Below are 18,043 nucleotides of genomic sequence, written 5' to 3'. Positions count from 1 at the left end.
TCATGAAAGGGTCGTTCAGGACGACTCGCGTCCCGAACGACCCTTTCACGACGTTTCACATCGATCTGGCCGGACCTACTTGGCGTCGGCCTTCGGAGCGTCGGCCTTCTCGCCTTCGGCGGCCTTGGCGTCCGCCGTGTCCTCTTCCTGGACCACGATCAGGCTGATCTTGCCGCGGTTGTCGATGTCGGCGATCTCGACGCGGAGCTTGTCGCCCACGTTGACCACGTCTTCGACCTTGGCGATCCGCTTGCCGTTGCCCAGCTTCGAGATGTGCACCAGGCCGTCCTTGCCCGGCAGCAGCGAGACGAACGCGCCGAACGCGGCCGTCTTCACCACGGTGCCGAGGAAGCGCTCGCCGACCTTGGGCAGCTGCGGGTTGGCGATGGCGTTGATCTTGTCGATCGCCGCCTCCGCCGACGGGCCGTCGGCCGCGCCCACGTAGATCGTGCCGTCGTCCTCGATGGAGATGTCGGCGCCGGTCTCCTCGGTGATCGAGTTGATCATCTTGCCCTTCGGGCCGATGACCTCGCCGATCTTGTCCACCGGGATCTTCACGCTGGTGACGCGCGGGGCGAACGGGCTCATCTCGTCCGGGGCGTCGATCGCCTCGGCGATGACCTCGAGGATGGTGAGACGAGCGTCCTTGGCCTGCTTCAGCGCGGCGCCGAGGACCTCCGACGGGATGCCGTCGAGCTTCGTGTCGAGCTGCAGCGCGGTGATGATGTCCTTGGTGCCGGCGACCTTGAAGTCCATGTCGCCCATGGCGTCCTCGGCACCGAGGATGTCGGTCAGCGCGACGTAGCGGGTCTCGCCGTCGACCTCGTCGGAGATGAGGCCCATGGCGATACCGGCGACCGGCGCCTTCAGCGGGACACCCGCGTTCAGCAGCGCCATGGTCGAAGCACAGACCGAGCCCATCGAGGTCGAGCCGTTGGAGCCCAGCGCCTCGGAGACCTGGCGGATCGCGTACGGGAACTCGTCCCGCTTCGGCAGGACCGGGACCAGGGCGCGCTCGGCGAGCATGCCGTGGCCGATCTCGCGCCGCTTCGGCGAACCGACGCGGCCGGTCTCGCCGGTGGAGAACGGCGGGAAGTTGTAGTGGTGCAGGTATCGCTTCGTGGTCTCCGGGGAGAGCGAGTCGATCTGCTGCTCCATGCGGAGCATGTTCAACGTGGTGACGCCCAGGATCTGGGTCTCCCCGCGCTCGAACAGCGCGGAACCGTGCGCCCGCGGGATCACGGCGACCTCGGCGGCGAGCGACCGGATGTCGGTCAGGCCGCGGCCGTCCATGCGGATCTTGTCCGTGAGGACGCGCTTGCGCATGATCTTCTTCGACAGGGCCTTGAACGCCGCGCCGATCTCCTTCTCACGGCCCTGGAAGGCTTCGCCCTCGCCAAGGCCGATCTTCTCCAGCACCGCGGCCTTGACCTCGTCGGTCGCGTTGTCGCGATCCTGCTTGCCCGCGATGGTCAGCGCGTTCGCGAGGTCGTCGGTCGCGATCGCGGCGACGGCGTCGAAGGCGTCCTGCTCGTAGGCGAGGAAGACCGGGAACTCGCCGGTCGGCTTGGCGGCCAGCTCGGCCAGCTGCTGCTGGGCCTCGCACAGCACCTTGATGAACGGCTTCGAGGCCTCGAGGCCCTCGGCGACGGCGATCTCGTCGGGCGCCTTGCCACCGGCGGCGATCAGGTCGAGCGTGTGCTCGGTGCCCTCGGCCTCGACCATCATGATGGCGACGTCGTCACCGACGATACGGCCGGCGACCACCATGTTGAAGGTGGCCTCTTCCAGCTGCTTCCAGGTCGGGAACGCGACCCACTGGCCCTCGATCAGCGCGACGCGGACGCCGCCGACCGGACCGGAGAACGGCAGGCCGGCGATCTGGGTCGAGGCCGAAGCCGCGTTGATCGCGAGCACGTCGTACGGGTCGTCCGGGTTGAGGCTCTGGACGGTGATGACGACCTGGATCTCGTTGCGGAGACCGTCGGCGAACGACGGGCGCAGCGGCCGGTCGATCAGGCGGCAGGTGAGGATCGCGTCGGTCGACGGGCGGCCCTCACGGCGGAAGAACGCGCCGGGGATGCGTCCGGCGGCATACATCCGCTCCTCGACGTCCACGGTCAGCGGGAAGAAGTCGAAGTGGTCCTTCGGGTGCTTCGACGCGGTGGTCGCCGAGAGCAGCATGGTCTCTTCGTCGAGGTACGCGACGACGGAGCCGGCGGCCTGACGGGCCAGACGGCCGGTCTCGAAGCGGACGGTGCGGGTGCCGAAACGGCCGTTGTCGATGACGGCTTCGGTTTCGTGCACGGTGACTCCGGTGGAGTCGGTCATAGGGTGTATCTCCTCTTTTGTTCCTCTGTAATGGCGCGAGTCTCCCACCCTGGGACCTGTTTCGCCTGCGGACGCTCGAGGAGTGAGGCCGGTCTTCGATCGAAGCCCCCGGGCCGTTACCCGGGAACCACTACCGAGGACCGGCGGACGGATCCTCGTGCGCGCTCGCGCCATGCCCCTCACGTGGAGAGGGCGTTCTGTTCTTAAGCCGAGGGGGAGCGACCGCTGTGGCCACTCCCCCTCGGGTTCAAGCTATCGGCGGAGGCCGAGACGCTGGATCAGCGCACGGTATCGCTCGATGTCCACCTTCATCACGTAGTTCAGCAGCCGGCGGCGGCGGCCGACCAGCAGCAGAAGCCCGCGACGGGAGTGGTGGTCGTGCTTGTGAGCCTTGAGGTGCTCGGTGAGGCCGACGATGCGCTTGGTCAGCAGCGCGACCTGGGCCTCGGGGGATCCGGTGTCCGAGTCGTGCACGCCGTACTCGGCAAGGATCGACTTCTTTTCTTCGGTGGACAACGCCACTGTGGTGCTCCTAGATACTCTGTGCCGTGCGGCCCGGACGCTGCTTCACGCCGGGTGAGACGGTCGCGGCCGCCACGGACTGCAGCCGGACCCAATCATCGAGGTTACCAGCCTCGTGATCAGCGGCTTCAGGCGCGGGCGCGCTTCAGCTCGTACGACCGGATCACCCGGTAGTGCGACGCGCCCTGCTCACGGTCACTGCGAATCAAGACGGCTTCGGTGGCCGTCCAAGTTCTGCTGGTGAACCCGGCCAGCCGCTCCTCCCACGCGCTCGCGGCCATCGGCCGGTCGCGGGGGAAGCGGGCCAGTGTCAGGTGGGCCGTGTACGGCCTGCCCTCGTCCTCCGCGCCTGCCTTGACGGCCAGCTCGTGGAGCCCGGTTCCGGTGACACTCAACCACAGCACCCCGGGGAATGTCGCGGCCTTTTCCAGCCGGACGTCGATCGCGGTCGCCTCCGCCAGCCGTCCGGCGAGCCATCCATCGCGTTCCCCGGGGTCGTCCTCGCCGTAGAAACCGAGGGTGACATGCCAGTGTTCCCGCCGTGACCAGCGGAAATCGCCTTCTTCGGGTGCGCCCAGCGCCGCCGCGACCTCGTCGAGGACGTCGTCAGGCGGGACCAAGGCACTGAAGAGGTTCATCAGGAGTTCTTGGCCGCCCGGCGCAGGAGGTCCGCCAGAGCGGGGAAATCGTCGTCGAGTAGCTTCGCGGCTTCGGTGAGGTCTTCGTCTTCGCCGATGTCCCGCAGCGCCACGAGCACGCCCTGGTCGTCGGCGACGGCGCCGACCGGGATGCTGTCGCGGCCCACCGTCGGCCGTGAGTCGCGGACGTCCTCCAGCGCTTCCTGCATGGCCTTGCGGTCCCCCGCGGCGACCGCCGGGACCAGCACCTTGCGCTCCAGCATGATCATCTTCGCGAGTACGACCGGGTTGCCGATCTTCGCGCGGCGCCCGCTCATCACCTGGCTGAGCATGGGCGCGCTGATCCCGAGCACCTCGGCGAGGAAGGCCTGGGAGATGTCGAACGCGACGACCAGTCTCCGCACGCGATCGCCGAGCGGCTCCCCGTACCACTCCCTCTGCAGCGCGATGTTCCGCTGGACGATCTTGTGGTCCTCCACCTGGTCCGCTCCCCTAACCCCATCCAACGCCACCTGCGGTCTGTGACATCTTGCCACCGGGACGCACCGTGACGGGCGTGTTCGTACATTCTCACCGGCCCCGGCCGGCTCCGGTCAGTCCTGCCCGCCCAGCAGTTCCCTGGTACGGACGACGTCGTCGTCGATCTGCTTCACCAGACCTTCCGACGTCGGGAACCGGACCTGATCCCGCAGCTTGGCGACGAAATCGAGCGAAACGTGCTGCCCGTAGAAGTCCTCGTCGATGTCGAGGACGAAGGCCTCGACAGTGCGCTCCCGCCCCGAGAACGTCGGATTGGTCCCGACCGACACGGCGGCGCGCAGCCGGCGGTCAGGATCCGACGAACGGGTGAACCAAGCGCCGTAGACCCCGTCAGCGGGCACCGCGGCGAACCGCGGCGTCGACAGGTTCGCCGTCGGATAGCCGAGATCGTGGCCGCGGCCGTCGCCCCGGACGACGATGCCCTCCAGCCGGTGCGGCCTGCCGAGCGCCTCGGCCGCCGCGACGACGTCGCCCGCGTCGATGCACGAGCGGACGTAGGTCGAGGAGAAGGTGATCTCGTTCTCCGTCTGCTGTTGCGCGAGCAGTCCTTGCAGTTCCGCGCCGTGCGCGACGAACCCGAACCGCTTCCCCAGTGTGCGCAGGAGGTTGACGTCACCGGCGGCCTTGGCGCCGAAGGTGAAGTTCTCCCCCACGATGACCGCCGCCGCGTGCAGCTTGTCCACCAGCACCTCGTGCACGAACTCGTGCGCGGTCAGGCGCGACAGTTCCAGGGTGAACGGCAGTACGCAGAAGACGTCGACGCCGAGGCCCTCGACCAGTTCCGCCTTGCGGCGCAACGTGGTCAGCTGCGCCGGATGGCTGCCCGGCCGGATCACCTCGGACGGATGCGGGTCGAAGGTCAGCACCACGCTCGGGACGCCGCGTTCGGCGGCGGCACGGACCGTCCTCGAGATCAGCTCCTGATGCCCGCGGTGCACGCCGTCGAAGACGCCGATCGTCACCACGCACCGTCCCCAGCTCCCGGGAAGGTCACCCAAACCACGCCAACGCTGCACTTGTGCCCCGTCTCCTCCAGGCCTGCTTCGTGCACCACCCTAAGTGCCTGTTGGCGGAGCTGAGGAGGTACCCCGGAAAGGGACGAACGCGTGAACCCGCCCCGGCCGAAGGCCCCGCTATCGCGGTGGCAGGACGCCTCACCGGCCGTCGTGACGTGGCCGCCCAGAATGCGTCCCGCCGACGTCGATCGCGGACGCGGGTTCACCGCCGGGCATCAAGCGGGCAGCAACACGACCACCGAGCGGGCCAGCTGACCTTCGTCCGCGGCGAGCGCGAGCACCCGGCCGTCCGGTCCGAACATGCCGTACGTGCCCTCGATCCCGGCCGCGGGCACCCTCTGTCCATATCGGACCGCCTGGGCCGCGCGGGCGTCCAGATCGCGGCGCGGGAACGCGGCGGCGACGGCGGCGTCGAGGTCCAGTGACAGCTCCGGCTGCTCCTCGAGCTGGTCGAGGGTGCGCGCCTTGGCGAGGGTGAACGGCCCGACCGTGGTGCGCCGCAACGCGAGCAGATGCCCGCCGACGCCGAGCCCGGCGCCGAGATCGCGGGCCAGCGCCCGCACGTAGGTCCCGGACGAACATTCGACGATGGCGTCGAGTTCGATCCGGCCGGCCTCGCGGCGGGTGGCGAGCAGATCGAACCGGTGCACGGTGACCGGACGCGGCGGGATGACGACCTCTTCGCCGGCGCGGACCCTGGCGTAGGCGCGCTTCCCGTCGATCTTGACGGCGCTGACCGCGCTCGGCACCTGCTGGATGTCGCCGGACAACGCGGCGATCCCGGCGGCGATCGCGTCGTCGGTGATCTTCTCGACGGCTTCCGGGGCGGCTTCGGCGATCGGCTCGCCCTCGGCGTCGTCGGTCGTGGTGGACAGTCCCAAGGAGAGGGTCGCGAGATAGGTCTTGCGGTCCAGCGCCAGATGGCCCAGGAGTTTCGTCGCGCGTTCGATGCCGAGCACCAGGACACCGGTGGCCATCGGATCCAGGGTGCCGGCGTGCCCGACCTTGCGGGTGCCCATGAAGCGACGCGCCCTGGAGACGACGTCGTGGGAGGTCATCCCGGACGGCTTGTCGACGATGACGAGACCGGGCGGCGGAGCGGGACGTTTCTTGGCCTGAGCCTGATTGGGGCGCGACACGCGCCGAACCCTATCTTTCGGTGTCAGGCGGAGCTGAAGGGGACTTTCCCCGCGTCTCACGCGGCGAAGGGCGCTTTCGCCTCATGGCATGCGGGGAAAGCGTCCTTCAGCCGCCTTCGCCTAGGACGAGACAGGCACTGAGGCTTCGGCGTCCCAACGCCGTCGCCGGATCTGCACCGGGATCTCCTCGCCGCGGGCTTCGGCCTCGAAGAGGGTGGCGCGGGTGCGCCGCCACCACACGAGCATCCGGAAGGTGCCCAGCGCAAGCACCGCCACGACCGACAGCAGCGCGAGCCGGAACGCGCCGCCGGTCCATTCCAGCAGAACCCCGACCGCGAGCGCCGAGACCGTCGTCGCCACGAACCCGCCGACGTTCACGACACCGGTCGCGGTGCCGACGCGCGCGAGCGGGTTGTAGTCCCGCGCCAGCGCGAAACCGATCATCGAGGCGGGGCCGCCGAGGGAGAGGAACGCGAACACGGGGACCAGGACCGTGACCGGGATCGTGCCGCTCCAGCCGAGCAGGATCGCCCACATCACCGCGGCACCGGCGATGTACCCGCCGACCAGCGGCATCCGCAGTGACGGACGCCGTCCGATCAGGCCGCCGACGACCGGGCCGCCGATCATCGAACCGAAGACGAACACGATCAGCAGCGAACTCGCGGTGGCCTTCGGGATGCCCTGTCCCTGCACCAGGAACGGGACGCCCCACAGCATGGTCAGCACGTTGGGCGCGAACATCGTGCTGAAGTGGACCCAGAAGCCGAGCCGGGTCCCCGGCGTGCGCCATGCCTCGGCGACCTGACGCCCGAGCACCTTCGGATGCACCTTTTCGCGCTCGGGCTCCGGCTCGCCGCGCGGGTGGTCTTCGACGCGGAGCGCGACGACGGTGGTGTACAGCACGGTCACGACACCGACGACGAGGAACGTCGGTGTCCAGCCTGCCCCGTCGAGCAGCAGGCTGAGCGGGAGGGTCGCGGCGAGGTTGCCGACGTACCCGATGGCCGAGGTCAGCGTGGCGATCAGGGCGTAGTGGCGACCGGGGAAATGCGCGGCGATCAGCCGCAGGACGCTCACGAAGGTCAGCGCGTCACCGAAGCCGAGGACGCCGCGGGCGAGCAGGCCGAGCGGGTAGGAATCGGCGACCGCGAGCAGGATCTGGCCGAGCCCGAGGAAGAACACGGCGCCGGTGAGCACACGGCGCGGGCCGTAGCGGTCGACCAGGACGCCGGTGGGGATCTGCATCGCGGCGTACACGCCGACCTGCAGGACGGTGAAGGTGCCGAGCGCGGCCGCGCCGACGCCGAAGCGGTCGGCGGCCTGCAGCCCGGCGACGCCGAACGACGTGCGGTGGAAGACGGCGAACAGGTAGACGGTGACGGCGGCCAGCCAGATGAACCAGGACCGGCGGGTGGCTCGGCCTGTCACGGTGTTTCCTCCTCGGAAGGGCTTTCGGGCAAGAACGGGCGCCCGCGCTGCCGCCTCACTGGTTGTATCGCCTAAGCAACGGCGAAACATACCCGTTACCCAGGTGCTTTTCGCCACACGCGCCGCTCCACCCGGCATCTACGGGTGTCCCATGCGCCTCGCCTGGGACGATCGGCGTCTCAAGCGTGGCGCTCGCGACCCTCTCGCGGTGTCCGATTGATGGCTGCACGTCCGGTGCCGCGTGTCATGAGGCAGTGCGGACGGCGCCGACCACGGCCCAGCGGCCCGAGCGCCACCGCACCAGCAAGGTCGCCAGCCGCAGCACCATGAACAGCGAGAGCCCGGTCCAGATCCCGGCCAAACCCCACCCGAACGCGAGCGAAAGCCAGATCAGCGGCAGGAAGCCCAGCGCCGCGCTGAGCAGTGTCGCGTTGCGCAGGAACGCGGCGTCGCCCGCGCCGAGCAGGACGCCGTCCAGCGCGAACACCACCCCGGCTATCGGTTGCAGCGCGACGAAGAACCACCACGCGTGCGGGATCTCGCCGAGCACGGTCGCGTCCGAGGTGAACACCTGTGGCAGCACCCCGGCCAGCGACGCGAACACGACCCCGAGGAAGCAGCCGAAAACCAGGCCGTAGACGGTGATCTGACTCGACACGCCCCGCGCCCGCTTGCTCGCCCCGGCACCGAGGGCGGCTCCCACGAGCGACTGCGCGGCAATCGCCAGTGAGTCCAGCACGAGCGCCAGGAACGTCCACAGCTGCAGGACGACCTGGTGCGCGCCGACCGCCCCGGTGGAGGTCCGGGCGGCGACCGCGGCGGCGGAGACGAAACACGCCTGGAACGCGAGACTGCGCAGGACCAGATCCCGGCCGAGACCCAGCTGGGCGCGCATCACCTTCGGCTCCGGCCGCAGCGGGACCCGCTCGCGCACCAGTGCCGCGAGGAACAGCGACGCCGAGATCACCTGCGCGACGACGTTCGCGATCGCCGAACCTTCCAGCCCCCAGTCCGCGCCGTACACCAGCACCGGGCACAGCACGGCGGAGATCCCGTTGCCCGCCAGGACATAGCGCAACGGTTTCGCGGAATCCTGCACCCCGCGCATCCAGCCGTTGCCCGCCATCGTGATCAGGATGAACGGCGTGCCGAACAGCGCGATCCGCAACCACGAGACGGCGGCGTCAGTGATCGCGGCGTCCCCCGAGAGGACCCGGGCGATCGGCGCGGCCAGCACCTGTCCGGCGACGATCACGACCAGCCCGACGATCACCGCCAGCCAGGTCGCCTGGACACCTTCGCTGACCGCCTCGCCACGACGTCCCGCGCCGTGCAGCCGCGCCGTCCGCGACGTGGTGCCGTAGGAGAGGAACGTCAGCTGACTCGAAACCTGCGACAGCACGACACCGCCGACGGCGAGCCCGGCCAGCGGCAGTGCGCCGAGATGTCCCACGACGGCCGTGTCCACCAGGACGTACAACGGCTCGGCCGCGAGCACACCGAGGGCGGGTACGGCGAGCCCGAGAACGCGTCTCGGCGGGACGCGTTCGTCGACTTCGGAAGCTTCAGACACGCTACGGAGACTAATGGTCTGGTACGACAGTCCCAGTCGACGGGAAACCCGCCGGGCCGAAGCGGGCGTGCTTCACGCCGGTGGTGATCGCCCAGTACCGGTCGCCGTAGGACCAGTGCCACCATTCGCTCGGGTAGTTCACGAAACCGGTCGCGGTCATCGCGTCGATGAGCGTTGCCCGGTTGGCCCGCGCTTCGGAGCCGATCAGCGCGGAATCGGTGAAGCATTCCGTCCCGTACTCGGGCGGCGTCGCGTTCACGTCGGTCCCCATCGGCAATTCGACACCGTCGACGGTGCACAGGGTGAGGTCCACCGCTCCCCCGGCGACATGCGGCGCGACTTCGGGCGGGGCCACGTAGGTGGCGGCCTCGGCGGCCACCCGCTCCGCCGCCCAGCCGGGGTTCGCCCGCGCGATCCGGGATCTGCTGTCCGCGAAGTACCGCTCCTGCACCTCCCGGGGCCGGAACCCCTCGACGACGAGCAGCCGCAGCCCGCGCGGGAGCTGGCACTGGGCCGCGACGAGCCGATCCGCGACGCTGAGCCGCACGTGCGCGTAGGCGCCGGGTTCGTCGGCGAGTCTGGGATCGATCCGGATGGCGCCGGTGTCTCTCAGGTCCACCAACGGCTCCCCGCATTCCCGGACGGGCATGGCTGCGACACGAGGATCGGACAACGACACGAACGACGACATGCGCCCCACTGTCCCCCGGCGTGCTTCAGGAACGCTGTAACCGGGTTACAGAGAGTTCCTGGTACTCGCGGGCACCGTAGGTACGGAAGGTCTCCAGGGCCTCGGTGGTCATCCGCTGCCCGGCCGAGGTGTCGCCGAGCGCGTCGTGCACCTCGGCGAGGGTGCGCGAGGTCCGCGCCCTGAACAGCTCGGCACGCAGCTCGGTCCAGCGCCCCAGCGCGTCCTCAAGGCACTCCTTCGCCTGGTACAACCGGCCGTCGGCGAGATGCACCTCGCCGACGACGTGGAGGGTGCACGCGGTGCCGAAGGCGTCGCCGAGCTCACGGCAGACCTCCAGCGCGTTCTCCGCCAGCCGTCGCGCCGTGACCGCGTCCCCGCGCCGCAGCAGCGCCTTGGCCAGCGCGCGTTCGCAGTACGCGATCAGCATCCGGTCCTCGGTGCCCGCGAAGACGGCGAGCGCCGCACGTGCGAACTCTTCGGCTTCCACCCACTCACCGCGGGCGCGGTGGTACAGCGACAGGCTGCGCAGCGTCAGCCCTTCCCCGCGCCGCGAGCCCGCCGCCGCGAACGACGCCTGTGCCTCGGTCAACGCGGCCAGCGTTCCCGGATAGTCCCCCATCTCCAGGCGCACCGTGCCCGCCAGCCGGTGGACGTGGCCCCTCGCCCCCGGATCGTCGAGCCCGGACCACATCCGCCCGGCCCGGTCCAGGAAGTGCAGCGCCTCGGGCAGATAGCCCTGCTCACGGCAGGCACCGCCGAGCGCGGCGAGGGTGGTGGCCTCGCCGCGGACGTCACCGGCGGCGCGGAACATCGACAACGCCTGACTCAGATGGGCACGGGACCGCGGGAAGTCGTCGTGCTCGTAGTACAGCTGCCCGAGTCCCGCCAGCAGCGTCGCCTCGCCCAGCGCGTTCTCGGTGCGGCGGGCCGCGGTGAGCGCCGCGTCGTGAGTGCGGCGCCAGGGGCCAAGTGAATCGTCGAGGATCCGGTTGTGCCCGCCGAAAGCGGTGCCGCACAGGGCGGAGGCGAGTTCGACGGCGATGTCGACCAGGTCCAGTGAAGCCGCCAGCTCGACGGCGGTGGTCATCGCCTCTTCCTCGGCGCGGAACCACTCGTACGGCTTGGCGACGACACGCCGGGCGATGTCCTCCTCGACCGCGCGGCCCAGCCGGAAAGCGCCCTGGATCGACGGCACGACCGGCGGCAGGGTCTCGGTGATCCGCTCGACCAGCCAGATCCAGCCGCCGAGCACCCGCTCGACGGTGGCGATCCGGTCCTCGGGCGGCTCCTCCTCGACGGCGCGTTCCAGCGCGAACAGCCGGACGAGGTCGTGCAGCCGATAGCGCATGAGCCCCAAGGGATCCACGCCGTCCACTTCGAGCAGGGACACGTCGACGAGGTCTTCGAGCACCCGCTCCGCCTCGTCGAGATCGGTGTCCATCGCCGCCGCAGCGACCCAGGCGGGGAAATGCGCGAGACCGAGCAGCCCGAGTCTTCGCAACGCCGTCCGCACGGCCGCGGGCAGGAGCGTGTAGCTCAGGTTGATGCTGGCCCGCACCTCCTGGTCGCCGACCACCAGTTCGTCGAGGCGGCGCTGTTCCTGTGCGAGGCGGTCCGCCAGCCGGGACAGCGACCACTGCCGCCGGGACACCAGCCGCGCCCCGGCGACGCGGATGGCGAGCGGCAGCTGCCCGCACAGCTCGGTGATCTCGGCGGCCGACGTGGGCTCGGTGCTCGCCCGGTCGGCGCCGACGATCCGGGTGAACAGGTCGAGCGCGGCCACGGCGGGCAGCACGCCGAGTTCCAGGAAGGTGGCGCCCGCCAGGGCGGGGAGCCGGTTGCGCGAGGTGACGAGCACCCCGCATCCCGGACTTCCCGGCAGCAGCGGGCGGACCTGTGCCTCGTTCGCGGCGTCGTCGAGCACGACGAGGGTGCGGGTGCCGGCGAGCAGTGTCCGGTAGCGGGCGACCCGCTCTTCGAGTGAGCCGGGCGCGGTCGCCGCGGGGTCGAAGTCGCGCAGGACGCGACCGAGGATTTCTTCGGCGGTCGCCGGGCCGTCCGTGGAGCCGTGGAGTTCGAGGTGCAGCTGACCGTCGGGGAAGTGCTCGGCGAGTTCGTGCGCGATCCGGTGCGCCAAAGTGGACTTGCCCACGCCGCCCGCGCCGGAGACGACGGCGACCGGCATCGTGGCGGGCCGCACCAGGGTCTCGCGCAGCCGCGCGAGTTCCGGCGCCCGGCCGGTGAAGTCGGGTGGCGGTGAAGGCAGCTGTCGAGGGGTGCGGGAGGTGACCACCGGCAGCAGCGCCGCGTCGCACCGCAGGATCGCTTCGTGCACCTGACGCAGCTCCGGGCCTGGGTCGATGCCGAGTTCGTCGATCAACGCCTTCCGGCCGCGTTCGTAGGTCTCCAGCGCGTCTGCCTGCCGCCCGGACCGGTACAGCGCGACCATGAGACCGGCGCGCAGCCGCTCCCGGGTGGGATGCAGGGCGACCAGTTCGGTGAGCTCCGCGAGCAGCCGCGGTCCCTGACCCGTCGCCAGGTCCGCGTCGACCCGCTCCTCGGTGACGGTCAGCCGCAGCTCGTCGAGCCGGTTCGCCTCGGCGCGAAGAAACGACTCCCCGATTCCGCCGAGCGCGGGTCCACGCCACAGGGCGAGGCCGGTGCGGAAGAGGTCCGCCGCCTCGGCGTGGTCCCCGCTCTGCGCGGCCAGCCGTCCCCGCTCCACGAATCGCTCGAACACCCGCACGTCGAGGGCGTCCTCGTCGATCTCGGCGCGGTAGCCGGTCCGGTCGGACACGATGACCGCCGGCAGTCCCGCCGTGTCGAACGCGCGGCGCAGCGTCGCCACGTACGTCTGCACCACCGCGCGGGCGGTGGCAGGCGGATCCTCGCCCCACACCACGCCGATCAGCCGTTCGGCGGGCACCGTCCGGCCGTCCCCCAGCAGCAAGGCGGCGAGCAGCGTGCGCGGCTTCGTGCCGGGGAGGGCGATCGGCCCCGTCGGGCCCGCCACCTCCATCGGCCCGAGCAGAGAAAACCTCATCCGTCCCTCCCCAGAGCGGATCCCTTACAGCGCGCCGCCTCGCTGTAACCCGCGTTGAAGCGTGGCTACAGCGGCCTCCCGGAGCGTCTGTGCTGTCCACGCACATCATGCTCAGGAAAGGTCGTCATGAACAGCTCCGGTTCTCCGGCGGCGGTCCGGTTCTCCGCCGCGATCACGGCCCTCGTGACACTCGTCGCAGGCCTGCTCACGCTCGGAACACCCGACGAAGCCAGTGCGGCGTCCACGGTGGGTGGCTCGATCACCCGCGCCGAGATCATCGCCCGCGCCAAGTACTGGTACGACCGGGGCGACACCTGGTACAGCCAGAACCAGTCCGACGCCATCTCCGACGGCACCGGCGGCAAGTACCGGCCTGACTGCTCCGGCCTCGTCGCGATGGCGTGGCATCTGCCCAAGAAATCCGACGGCTGGGACCTCAACACCGGCGACTTCGAGGCGTACTCGCAGAAGTCCTGGCTGCCGAGCCTGCACGATCTGCTGCCGGGTGACGCCCTGCTGCGGAACGGGCACATCGAACTGTTCGAGAAGTGGGTCGACTCCAGTGACCACTCGAAGGGCGCCTGGGTCTACTCGGAGAACGACTACGGCCAGAAGACCAATCACAACACCAACAGCTGGTCGGAGATGACCACCTACCGCGGCATCCGCTACGACAAGGTCATCGAGCGATCGGTCGTTCCGGACGGCGCGGACTTCGACAACAACGGTGCCGGGGACATCTACGCGATCGGCACCGGAACGCTGACCATCTGGAACGGCAAGGGCGGCAACACCTTCGCCGCCGCTGACCCCGTGGGCGGTGGCTGGGACGGCTTCAGCCGACCGGCTGCCGGTGACTTCAACAAGGACGGCAAGACCGACCTCGCCGCGGTCAAGAACGGCACCCTCTACATCTGGAACGGCCAGGGAGGCAACAAGTTCGGCGCCGCCGACGCCATCGGTGGCGGCTGGACCGGCTACAGCGCACCGGTCGCCGGGGACTTCGACAACGACGGCGTCAGTGATCTCGCCGCGGTCAAGGACGGCACGACGTTGACCATCTGGAACGGCAAGGGCAACAACACCTTCAGCCCCGCTGACGTCATCGGCAGCGGCTGGGGACCCTTCACCGCACCCGTCGCCGGGGACTTCAACAACGACGGGAAGACCGACCTCGCCGCCATTCGGGACACCACCACGCTCTACATCTGGAACGGCCAAGGCAGCAACAAATTCGGTGACGCCGACGCCATCGGCAGCGGCTGGGGTGACTATCACCGCACCCTGATGTCCCTCGGCGACGTCGACAAGGACGGCCACTCCGACCTCGGCGCCATCAACCAGACCACCGGCACCCTCTACGTCTGGAACGGCCAGGGCGGCAACAAATTCGGCGCCGCCGACGCCATCGGCGGCGGCTGGCTCCCGCACTTCTGACCGTCCCCGTCCCCACCCGACCTTGGAGGTCGACCAGTGTCGAAGAACTTCGCCCGCCGTGCGACCACGGCAGCCCTGACCGTCTTCGCGATCACCGCCCTGTCCCCCGTCGCATACGCCGAAGAGGAACCGGCGGGCTTGGTGACCGCCTCCTACGCCACCGCCCCGTGCGACCGCTCGGGCACCACCAGCCGGGACGCGGCCCTGGCCACCCAGCTCAACGACACCCTGACCGCGAAGATGCGGGGATATCTGACCGCGTACCGGGTTTCGTGCGCCCGGATGGTCGTCGAAGCCGTCCGCGATCGCGGCCTGAGTCAGCGAGCCGCGGCCATCGCGATAGCCACGGTGATCGTGGAGACCAGTCTCCAGAACATCAGTGAGGAGGTCGACCACGACAGCCTCGGCCTGTTCCAGCAACGCGCGTCCTGGGGCAGCGCGACAAACCGGCTCGACCCCGTCTGGGCCACCAACGCCTTCCTCGACAAGATGGTCCGCGTGTATCCGAACGGCTCCTGGAGCACGGCGCCGATCGGCGAGGTGTGCCAGGCGGTGCAGGTCTCGGCCTATCCGGACCGCTATCAGACCGAGGCCGGTGACGCGCAGAAGATCGTCAGCGCGTTGTGGCAGCGCCCGGTCGCGGACGGCGCGGACTTCGACGGCAACGGCGTCGGCGACATCTACGCCATCGGAACCGGAACACTGACCATCTGGAACGGCAAGGGCAGCAACAACTTCACCGCCGCCGACCCCGTCGGTGGCGGGTGGGACGGCTTCAGCCGCCCCGCCGCCGGTGACTTCAACAAGGACGGCAAGACCGACCTCGCCGCGGTGAAGGACGGCACCCTCTACATCTGGAACGGCAAGGGCGGCAACCAGTTCGGCGCCGCCGACGCCATCGGTGGCGGCTGGGGACCATACACCGCGCCGATCGCGGGCGACTTCGACAACGACGGCATCAGCGACCTCGCCGCGCTCAAGGACGGCACCACCCTGACCATCTGGAACGGCAAGGGCAGTAACACCTTCGGCGCGGCCGACGTCGTCGGCGGCGGCTGGGGGCCGTTCACCACACCGGTCGCGGGCGACTTCGACAACGACGGGAAGACAGACCTCGCCGCCGTCAAGGACGGCACCACCCTCCACATCTGGAACGGCAAGGGCGACAACAGGTTCGGTGACGCCGACGCCATCGGCGGCGGCTGGAACGACTACCACCAAACCCTCATGTCACTCGGCGACGTCAACAAGGACGGCCACAGCGACCTCGCCGCCGTCAACAAGAACACCGGCACCCTCTACCTCTGGAACGGCCAGGGCGGCAACAAATTCGGCGCCGCTCAAGCGATCGGCGGCGGCTGGCTTCCGCACTTCTGAGGTGGTCACGGTCCGCGCCCGTACCCCGGGCGCGGACCGTTCCCTCAGCGGAGGAACGGTTCGTAGCGCCGTTGCAGACGCAGCGATTGGATCTGCCGCGTGGTGTCAAGCGAGACACTGACGAGGAAAACGAGGACCACCTGCAGGGTCACCCCGGCGACGGGCAGCGCCGGGCTCACGTCCAGCAGGGCCAAGCCGGTGACCGGGATCAGCGCCACCACTCCTGAGCAGAACGCTCCGAAGCCGATGATCCGGCGGTTCACGAAGTCGAGGTACTCGGCGGTCGGGTTCCCCGGCCGGATGCCGGGGACGAAACCGCCCACTCGCATCAGCTCGGCGGCCACCTTGTCCATGTCCTGTGTCAGGGCAGCTCTGCTGAAGGCGAAGAGACAAACGAGGACGAAGTAGACCGCGATCCGCCCCGGATTTCCCTCGTCGCGCAGCCACTCCAGCCAGAGCACGTCCGGCAGCAGCACCGGCAAGGACAGCAGTATCGCGACGAGGACGGCCGGACTGTTCGTTTGGGGGAACCGAAGCGGAATATAGGACGGGCTCCCACCGAAGGCGCGCCTGCCGATCATCCGCTTGGCGTACTGCACCGGGACGCGCCGTTGTCCCTGCGCGACGACGATCGTGATCACCGTGACCGAGAACGTCACCACGGCCATGACCGCGATGGCGGCCCAGCCCGTCCTTTCGTACAGCCGCAGGAACTCCGGCGGCAGTACCGCCAGGATCTGCACGAGCAGCAGAATCCGGACGCCGTCGCCGAATCCCCGGTCGGTGATCACCTCGGTCAGCCGCAGGACCACCGCCGTGCCCGCCGTCAGACAAGCCACGGCGACGGCTCCGTCGAGAATCTCCTGACCGCGGAATCCGAGCACACCGATCGCACCCAGCAGGCCGAGTACGACGGTGAGCCGCCGCCGGTACCGCGTCAGCACCCGTGCGCCGGCTTCACCTTCGGCCCGGAGCGCGGCCAGCCGCGGGACCAGGACGATCAGCGTGCGCAGGAGATAAGGCGCGGCCAGGCAGGGAAGCACGCCGAACGCGAACACCGGCAGGCTGGACCAGCCGCCGCCGGTGAAGAGGTCGAGGATCCAGCGCAACGGGTGATCGGCTTCCGGCGCGCGGACGGTCACGGAGGGGGCGGGCAGGCTTTGGCCCAGCCGGAACAGCACGATCACGCCCAGCGTGACCAGGATCCGGCGGCGGAGGGAGGCGTGGTCGTTCATCGTGAGGATCACGCTAGGGACGACGGATGAAATTCCGATGACACCGCGCTTTTGGATCAGAGCAGGGGTGCCCGCGAGAGCGCCTCCTTCAGCCTGTCGAGGACCTCACCCGCCGTGCCCTCCGCCGTGCACCCGGCCGCCTGGCGATGTCCACCTCCACCGAGTTCCCCGGCCGCCGCCGAGACGTCGACACCGCCCGTGGAGCGGAGCGAGACCTGCCACCGCTGCTTCGGCCCGATCGGTTCGGCTTCCTTCAGCACCACGGCGACCCCGGCCTCCCGGGTGGACCGGACGACGTCGATGACCGCTTCGACCTCCTCCCCGCGCACGCTCCTCGCGGCATCGCGCGTCACGACCGCGGAGGCGAGCCCGAAGCCGCGTGCCTCGTCCGGTTCCAGCCGGGCACCCGCGAGGACCTCCGAGAGCATCGGCAGCCACGCGAAGGGGTGATCGTCGACGATCTCGCGGACCACCTGGTCCGGGTCGACGCCGGCTTCGAGCAGCCGCGCGGCCATCAGGTGGGTGGACGGCCGGGCCCGGCGGAACCCGCTCGTGTCGGTGACCAGTCCCGCGTACAGGCAGCGCGCGATCGGCTCGTCGATCTCGGTGCCGAGTTCCTGGAGCAACGCGAAAACGAGGACGGCCGTGGCTTCGGCGGTCTCGTCGACGACGTGTTTCGTGCCGTAGAAGACGTTGGACGCGTGGTGGTCGATCACCAGGACCTCGCCCCCGGCCGCGCGGACGGCGTCCACCCGCGGCGCGAGTTTCCCGAGCCTGCCCGGCGTGGGCGTGTCGAGCGCGACCAGCAGCTGCTCACTCTCCGGAAGCTCGCTCGCGGGGACGTAGAGTCCGCCGACGTCCAGGCCTCGCAGGGTTTCGGGCATTTCCTCGGGTTCACCGACCGAGACGCGGACCTTGACGCCGCCGCGCAGCTGCAGCGCCCGGCCCAGCGCCAGCGCGCTGCCGAGCGCGTCGGCGTCCGGGCGGACATGGCCGAGCAGGGTCACGTCGCTCGCGCGCGCCAGCAGGGCGGCGGCTTCCTTCAGGTTCGGGATGGGAGTCGCTGTCAC

At 69.8% G+C, this 18,043-nt stretch carries 14 protein-coding genes; 2 read left to right on the top strand and 12 right to left on the bottom strand.

What is annotated here, in order from left to right:
- Window positions 1-75 precede the first annotated feature (75 nt).
- The 10 genes from ACZ5ZX_RS23950 to ACZ5ZX_RS23905 form a co-directional block, all read right to left on the bottom strand.
- Entirely contained in the window at window positions 76-2,331 is a 2,256-nt protein-coding gene (locus ACZ5ZX_RS23950) for a polyribonucleotide nucleotidyltransferase (RefSeq protein ID WP_465504218.1), read from the bottom strand.
- 252 nt (window positions 2,332-2,583) lie between these two features.
- A complete protein-coding gene (gene rpsO / locus ACZ5ZX_RS23945) occupies window positions 2,584-2,853 on the bottom strand; it encodes a 30S ribosomal protein S15 (RefSeq protein ID WP_003084034.1) in 270 nt (89 codons plus the stop codon).
- 128 nt (window positions 2,854-2,981) lie between these two features.
- Window positions 2,982-3,491: an RNA 2',3'-cyclic phosphodiesterase gene (gene thpR / locus ACZ5ZX_RS23940; protein WP_465504217.1), complete on the bottom strand. Its 510-nt coding sequence runs from the start codon at window positions 3,489-3,491 to the stop codon at window positions 2,982-2,984.
- Entirely contained in the window at window positions 3,491-3,970 is a 480-nt protein-coding gene (locus tag ACZ5ZX_RS23935; RefSeq protein ID WP_037304358.1) for a helix-turn-helix domain-containing protein, read from the bottom strand. The genes thpR and ACZ5ZX_RS23935 overlap by 1 nt, the downstream gene beginning before the upstream one ends.
- A gap of 114 nt (window positions 3,971-4,084) precedes the next feature.
- Window positions 4,085-5,047, bottom strand: coding sequence for a bifunctional riboflavin kinase/FAD synthetase (locus ACZ5ZX_RS23930; protein WP_465504216.1), 963 nt, complete (start codon window positions 5,045-5,047; stop codon window positions 4,085-4,087).
- A gap of 215 nt (window positions 5,048-5,262) precedes the next feature.
- Window positions 5,263-6,186 carry a tRNA pseudouridine(55) synthase TruB gene (gene truB / locus ACZ5ZX_RS23925; protein ID WP_465504215.1) on the bottom strand — a complete coding sequence of 308 codons (924 nt, stop codon included), beginning with the start codon at window positions 6,184-6,186 and terminating at the stop codon, window positions 5,263-5,265.
- 120 nt (window positions 6,187-6,306) lie between these two features.
- Window positions 6,307-7,617 carry an MFS transporter gene (locus tag ACZ5ZX_RS23920; RefSeq protein WP_465504214.1) on the bottom strand — a complete coding sequence of 437 codons (1,311 nt, stop codon included), beginning with the start codon at window positions 7,615-7,617 and terminating at the stop codon, window positions 6,307-6,309.
- Window positions 7,618-7,861: 244 nt separating this feature from the next.
- A complete protein-coding gene (locus ACZ5ZX_RS23915; protein ID WP_465504213.1) occupies window positions 7,862-9,190 on the bottom strand; it encodes an MATE family efflux transporter in 1,329 nt (442 codons plus the stop codon).
- Between the two features lie 10 nt (window positions 9,191-9,200).
- On the bottom strand, window positions 9,201-9,881 hold the full coding sequence (locus ACZ5ZX_RS23910) for a M15 family metallopeptidase (RefSeq protein ID WP_465504212.1): 681 nt from the start codon (window positions 9,879-9,881) through the stop codon (window positions 9,201-9,203).
- Between the two features lie 25 nt (window positions 9,882-9,906).
- Entirely contained in the window at window positions 9,907-12,924 is a 3,018-nt protein-coding gene (locus ACZ5ZX_RS23905; RefSeq protein ID WP_465504211.1) for an AfsR/SARP family transcriptional regulator, read from the bottom strand.
- A gap of 126 nt (window positions 12,925-13,050) precedes the next feature.
- Here ACZ5ZX_RS23905 and ACZ5ZX_RS23900 point away from each other — a divergent pair, with 126 nt between their 5' ends.
- Complete coding sequence (locus tag ACZ5ZX_RS23900; protein WP_465504210.1) at window positions 13,051-14,361, top strand: FG-GAP repeat domain-containing protein; 1,311 nt, start codon at window positions 13,051-13,053, stop codon at window positions 14,359-14,361.
- Window positions 14,362-14,397: 36 nt separating this feature from the next.
- A complete protein-coding gene (locus tag ACZ5ZX_RS23895; RefSeq protein ID WP_465504209.1) occupies window positions 14,398-15,738 on the top strand; it encodes an FG-GAP repeat domain-containing protein in 1,341 nt (446 codons plus the stop codon).
- A 44-nt stretch (window positions 15,739-15,782) separates the two neighbouring features.
- Here the strand turns inward: ACZ5ZX_RS23895 and ACZ5ZX_RS23890 are convergent, their stop codons facing one another.
- Window positions 15,783-16,973: a preprotein translocase subunit SecY gene (locus tag ACZ5ZX_RS23890; protein WP_465504208.1), complete on the bottom strand. Its 1,191-nt coding sequence runs from the start codon at window positions 16,971-16,973 to the stop codon at window positions 15,783-15,785.
- Window positions 16,974-17,029: 56 nt separating this feature from the next.
- Entirely contained in the window at window positions 17,030-18,028 is a 999-nt protein-coding gene (locus ACZ5ZX_RS23885) for a DHH family phosphoesterase (protein WP_465504451.1), read from the bottom strand.
- Between the last annotated feature and the right edge of the window lie 15 nt (window positions 18,029-18,043).

This window comes from Amycolatopsis sp. NPDC033938, assembly GCF_055575975.1.
The sequence above is the reverse complement of the archived record's forward strand: the minus strand, read 5'-3'. Positions and strand labels throughout refer to the sequence as shown.

Excerpts from the sequence above, each read along its gene's own strand:
- ACZ5ZX_RS23950 (WP_465504218.1), bottom strand. The coding sequence starts at position 2,331 with ATGACCGACTCCACCGGAGTCACCGTGCACGAAACCGAAGCCGTCATC.
- thpR (WP_465504217.1), bottom strand. The coding sequence starts at position 3,491 with ATGAACCTCTTCAGTGCCTTGGTCCCGCCTGACGACGTCCTCGACGAG.
- ACZ5ZX_RS23910 (WP_465504212.1), bottom strand. The coding sequence starts at position 9,881 with ATGTCGTCGTTCGTGTCGTTGTCCGATCCTCGTGTCGCAGCCATGCCC.
- ACZ5ZX_RS23905 (WP_465504211.1), bottom strand. The coding sequence starts at position 12,924 with ATGAGGTTTTCTCTGCTCGGGCCGATGGAGGTGGCGGGCCCGACGGGG.
- ACZ5ZX_RS23900 (WP_465504210.1), top strand. The coding sequence starts at position 13,051 with ATGAACAGCTCCGGTTCTCCGGCGGCGGTCCGGTTCTCCGCCGCGATC.
- ACZ5ZX_RS23890 (WP_465504208.1), bottom strand. The coding sequence starts at position 16,973 with ATGAACGACCACGCCTCCCTCCGCCGCCGGATCCTGGTCACGCTGGGC.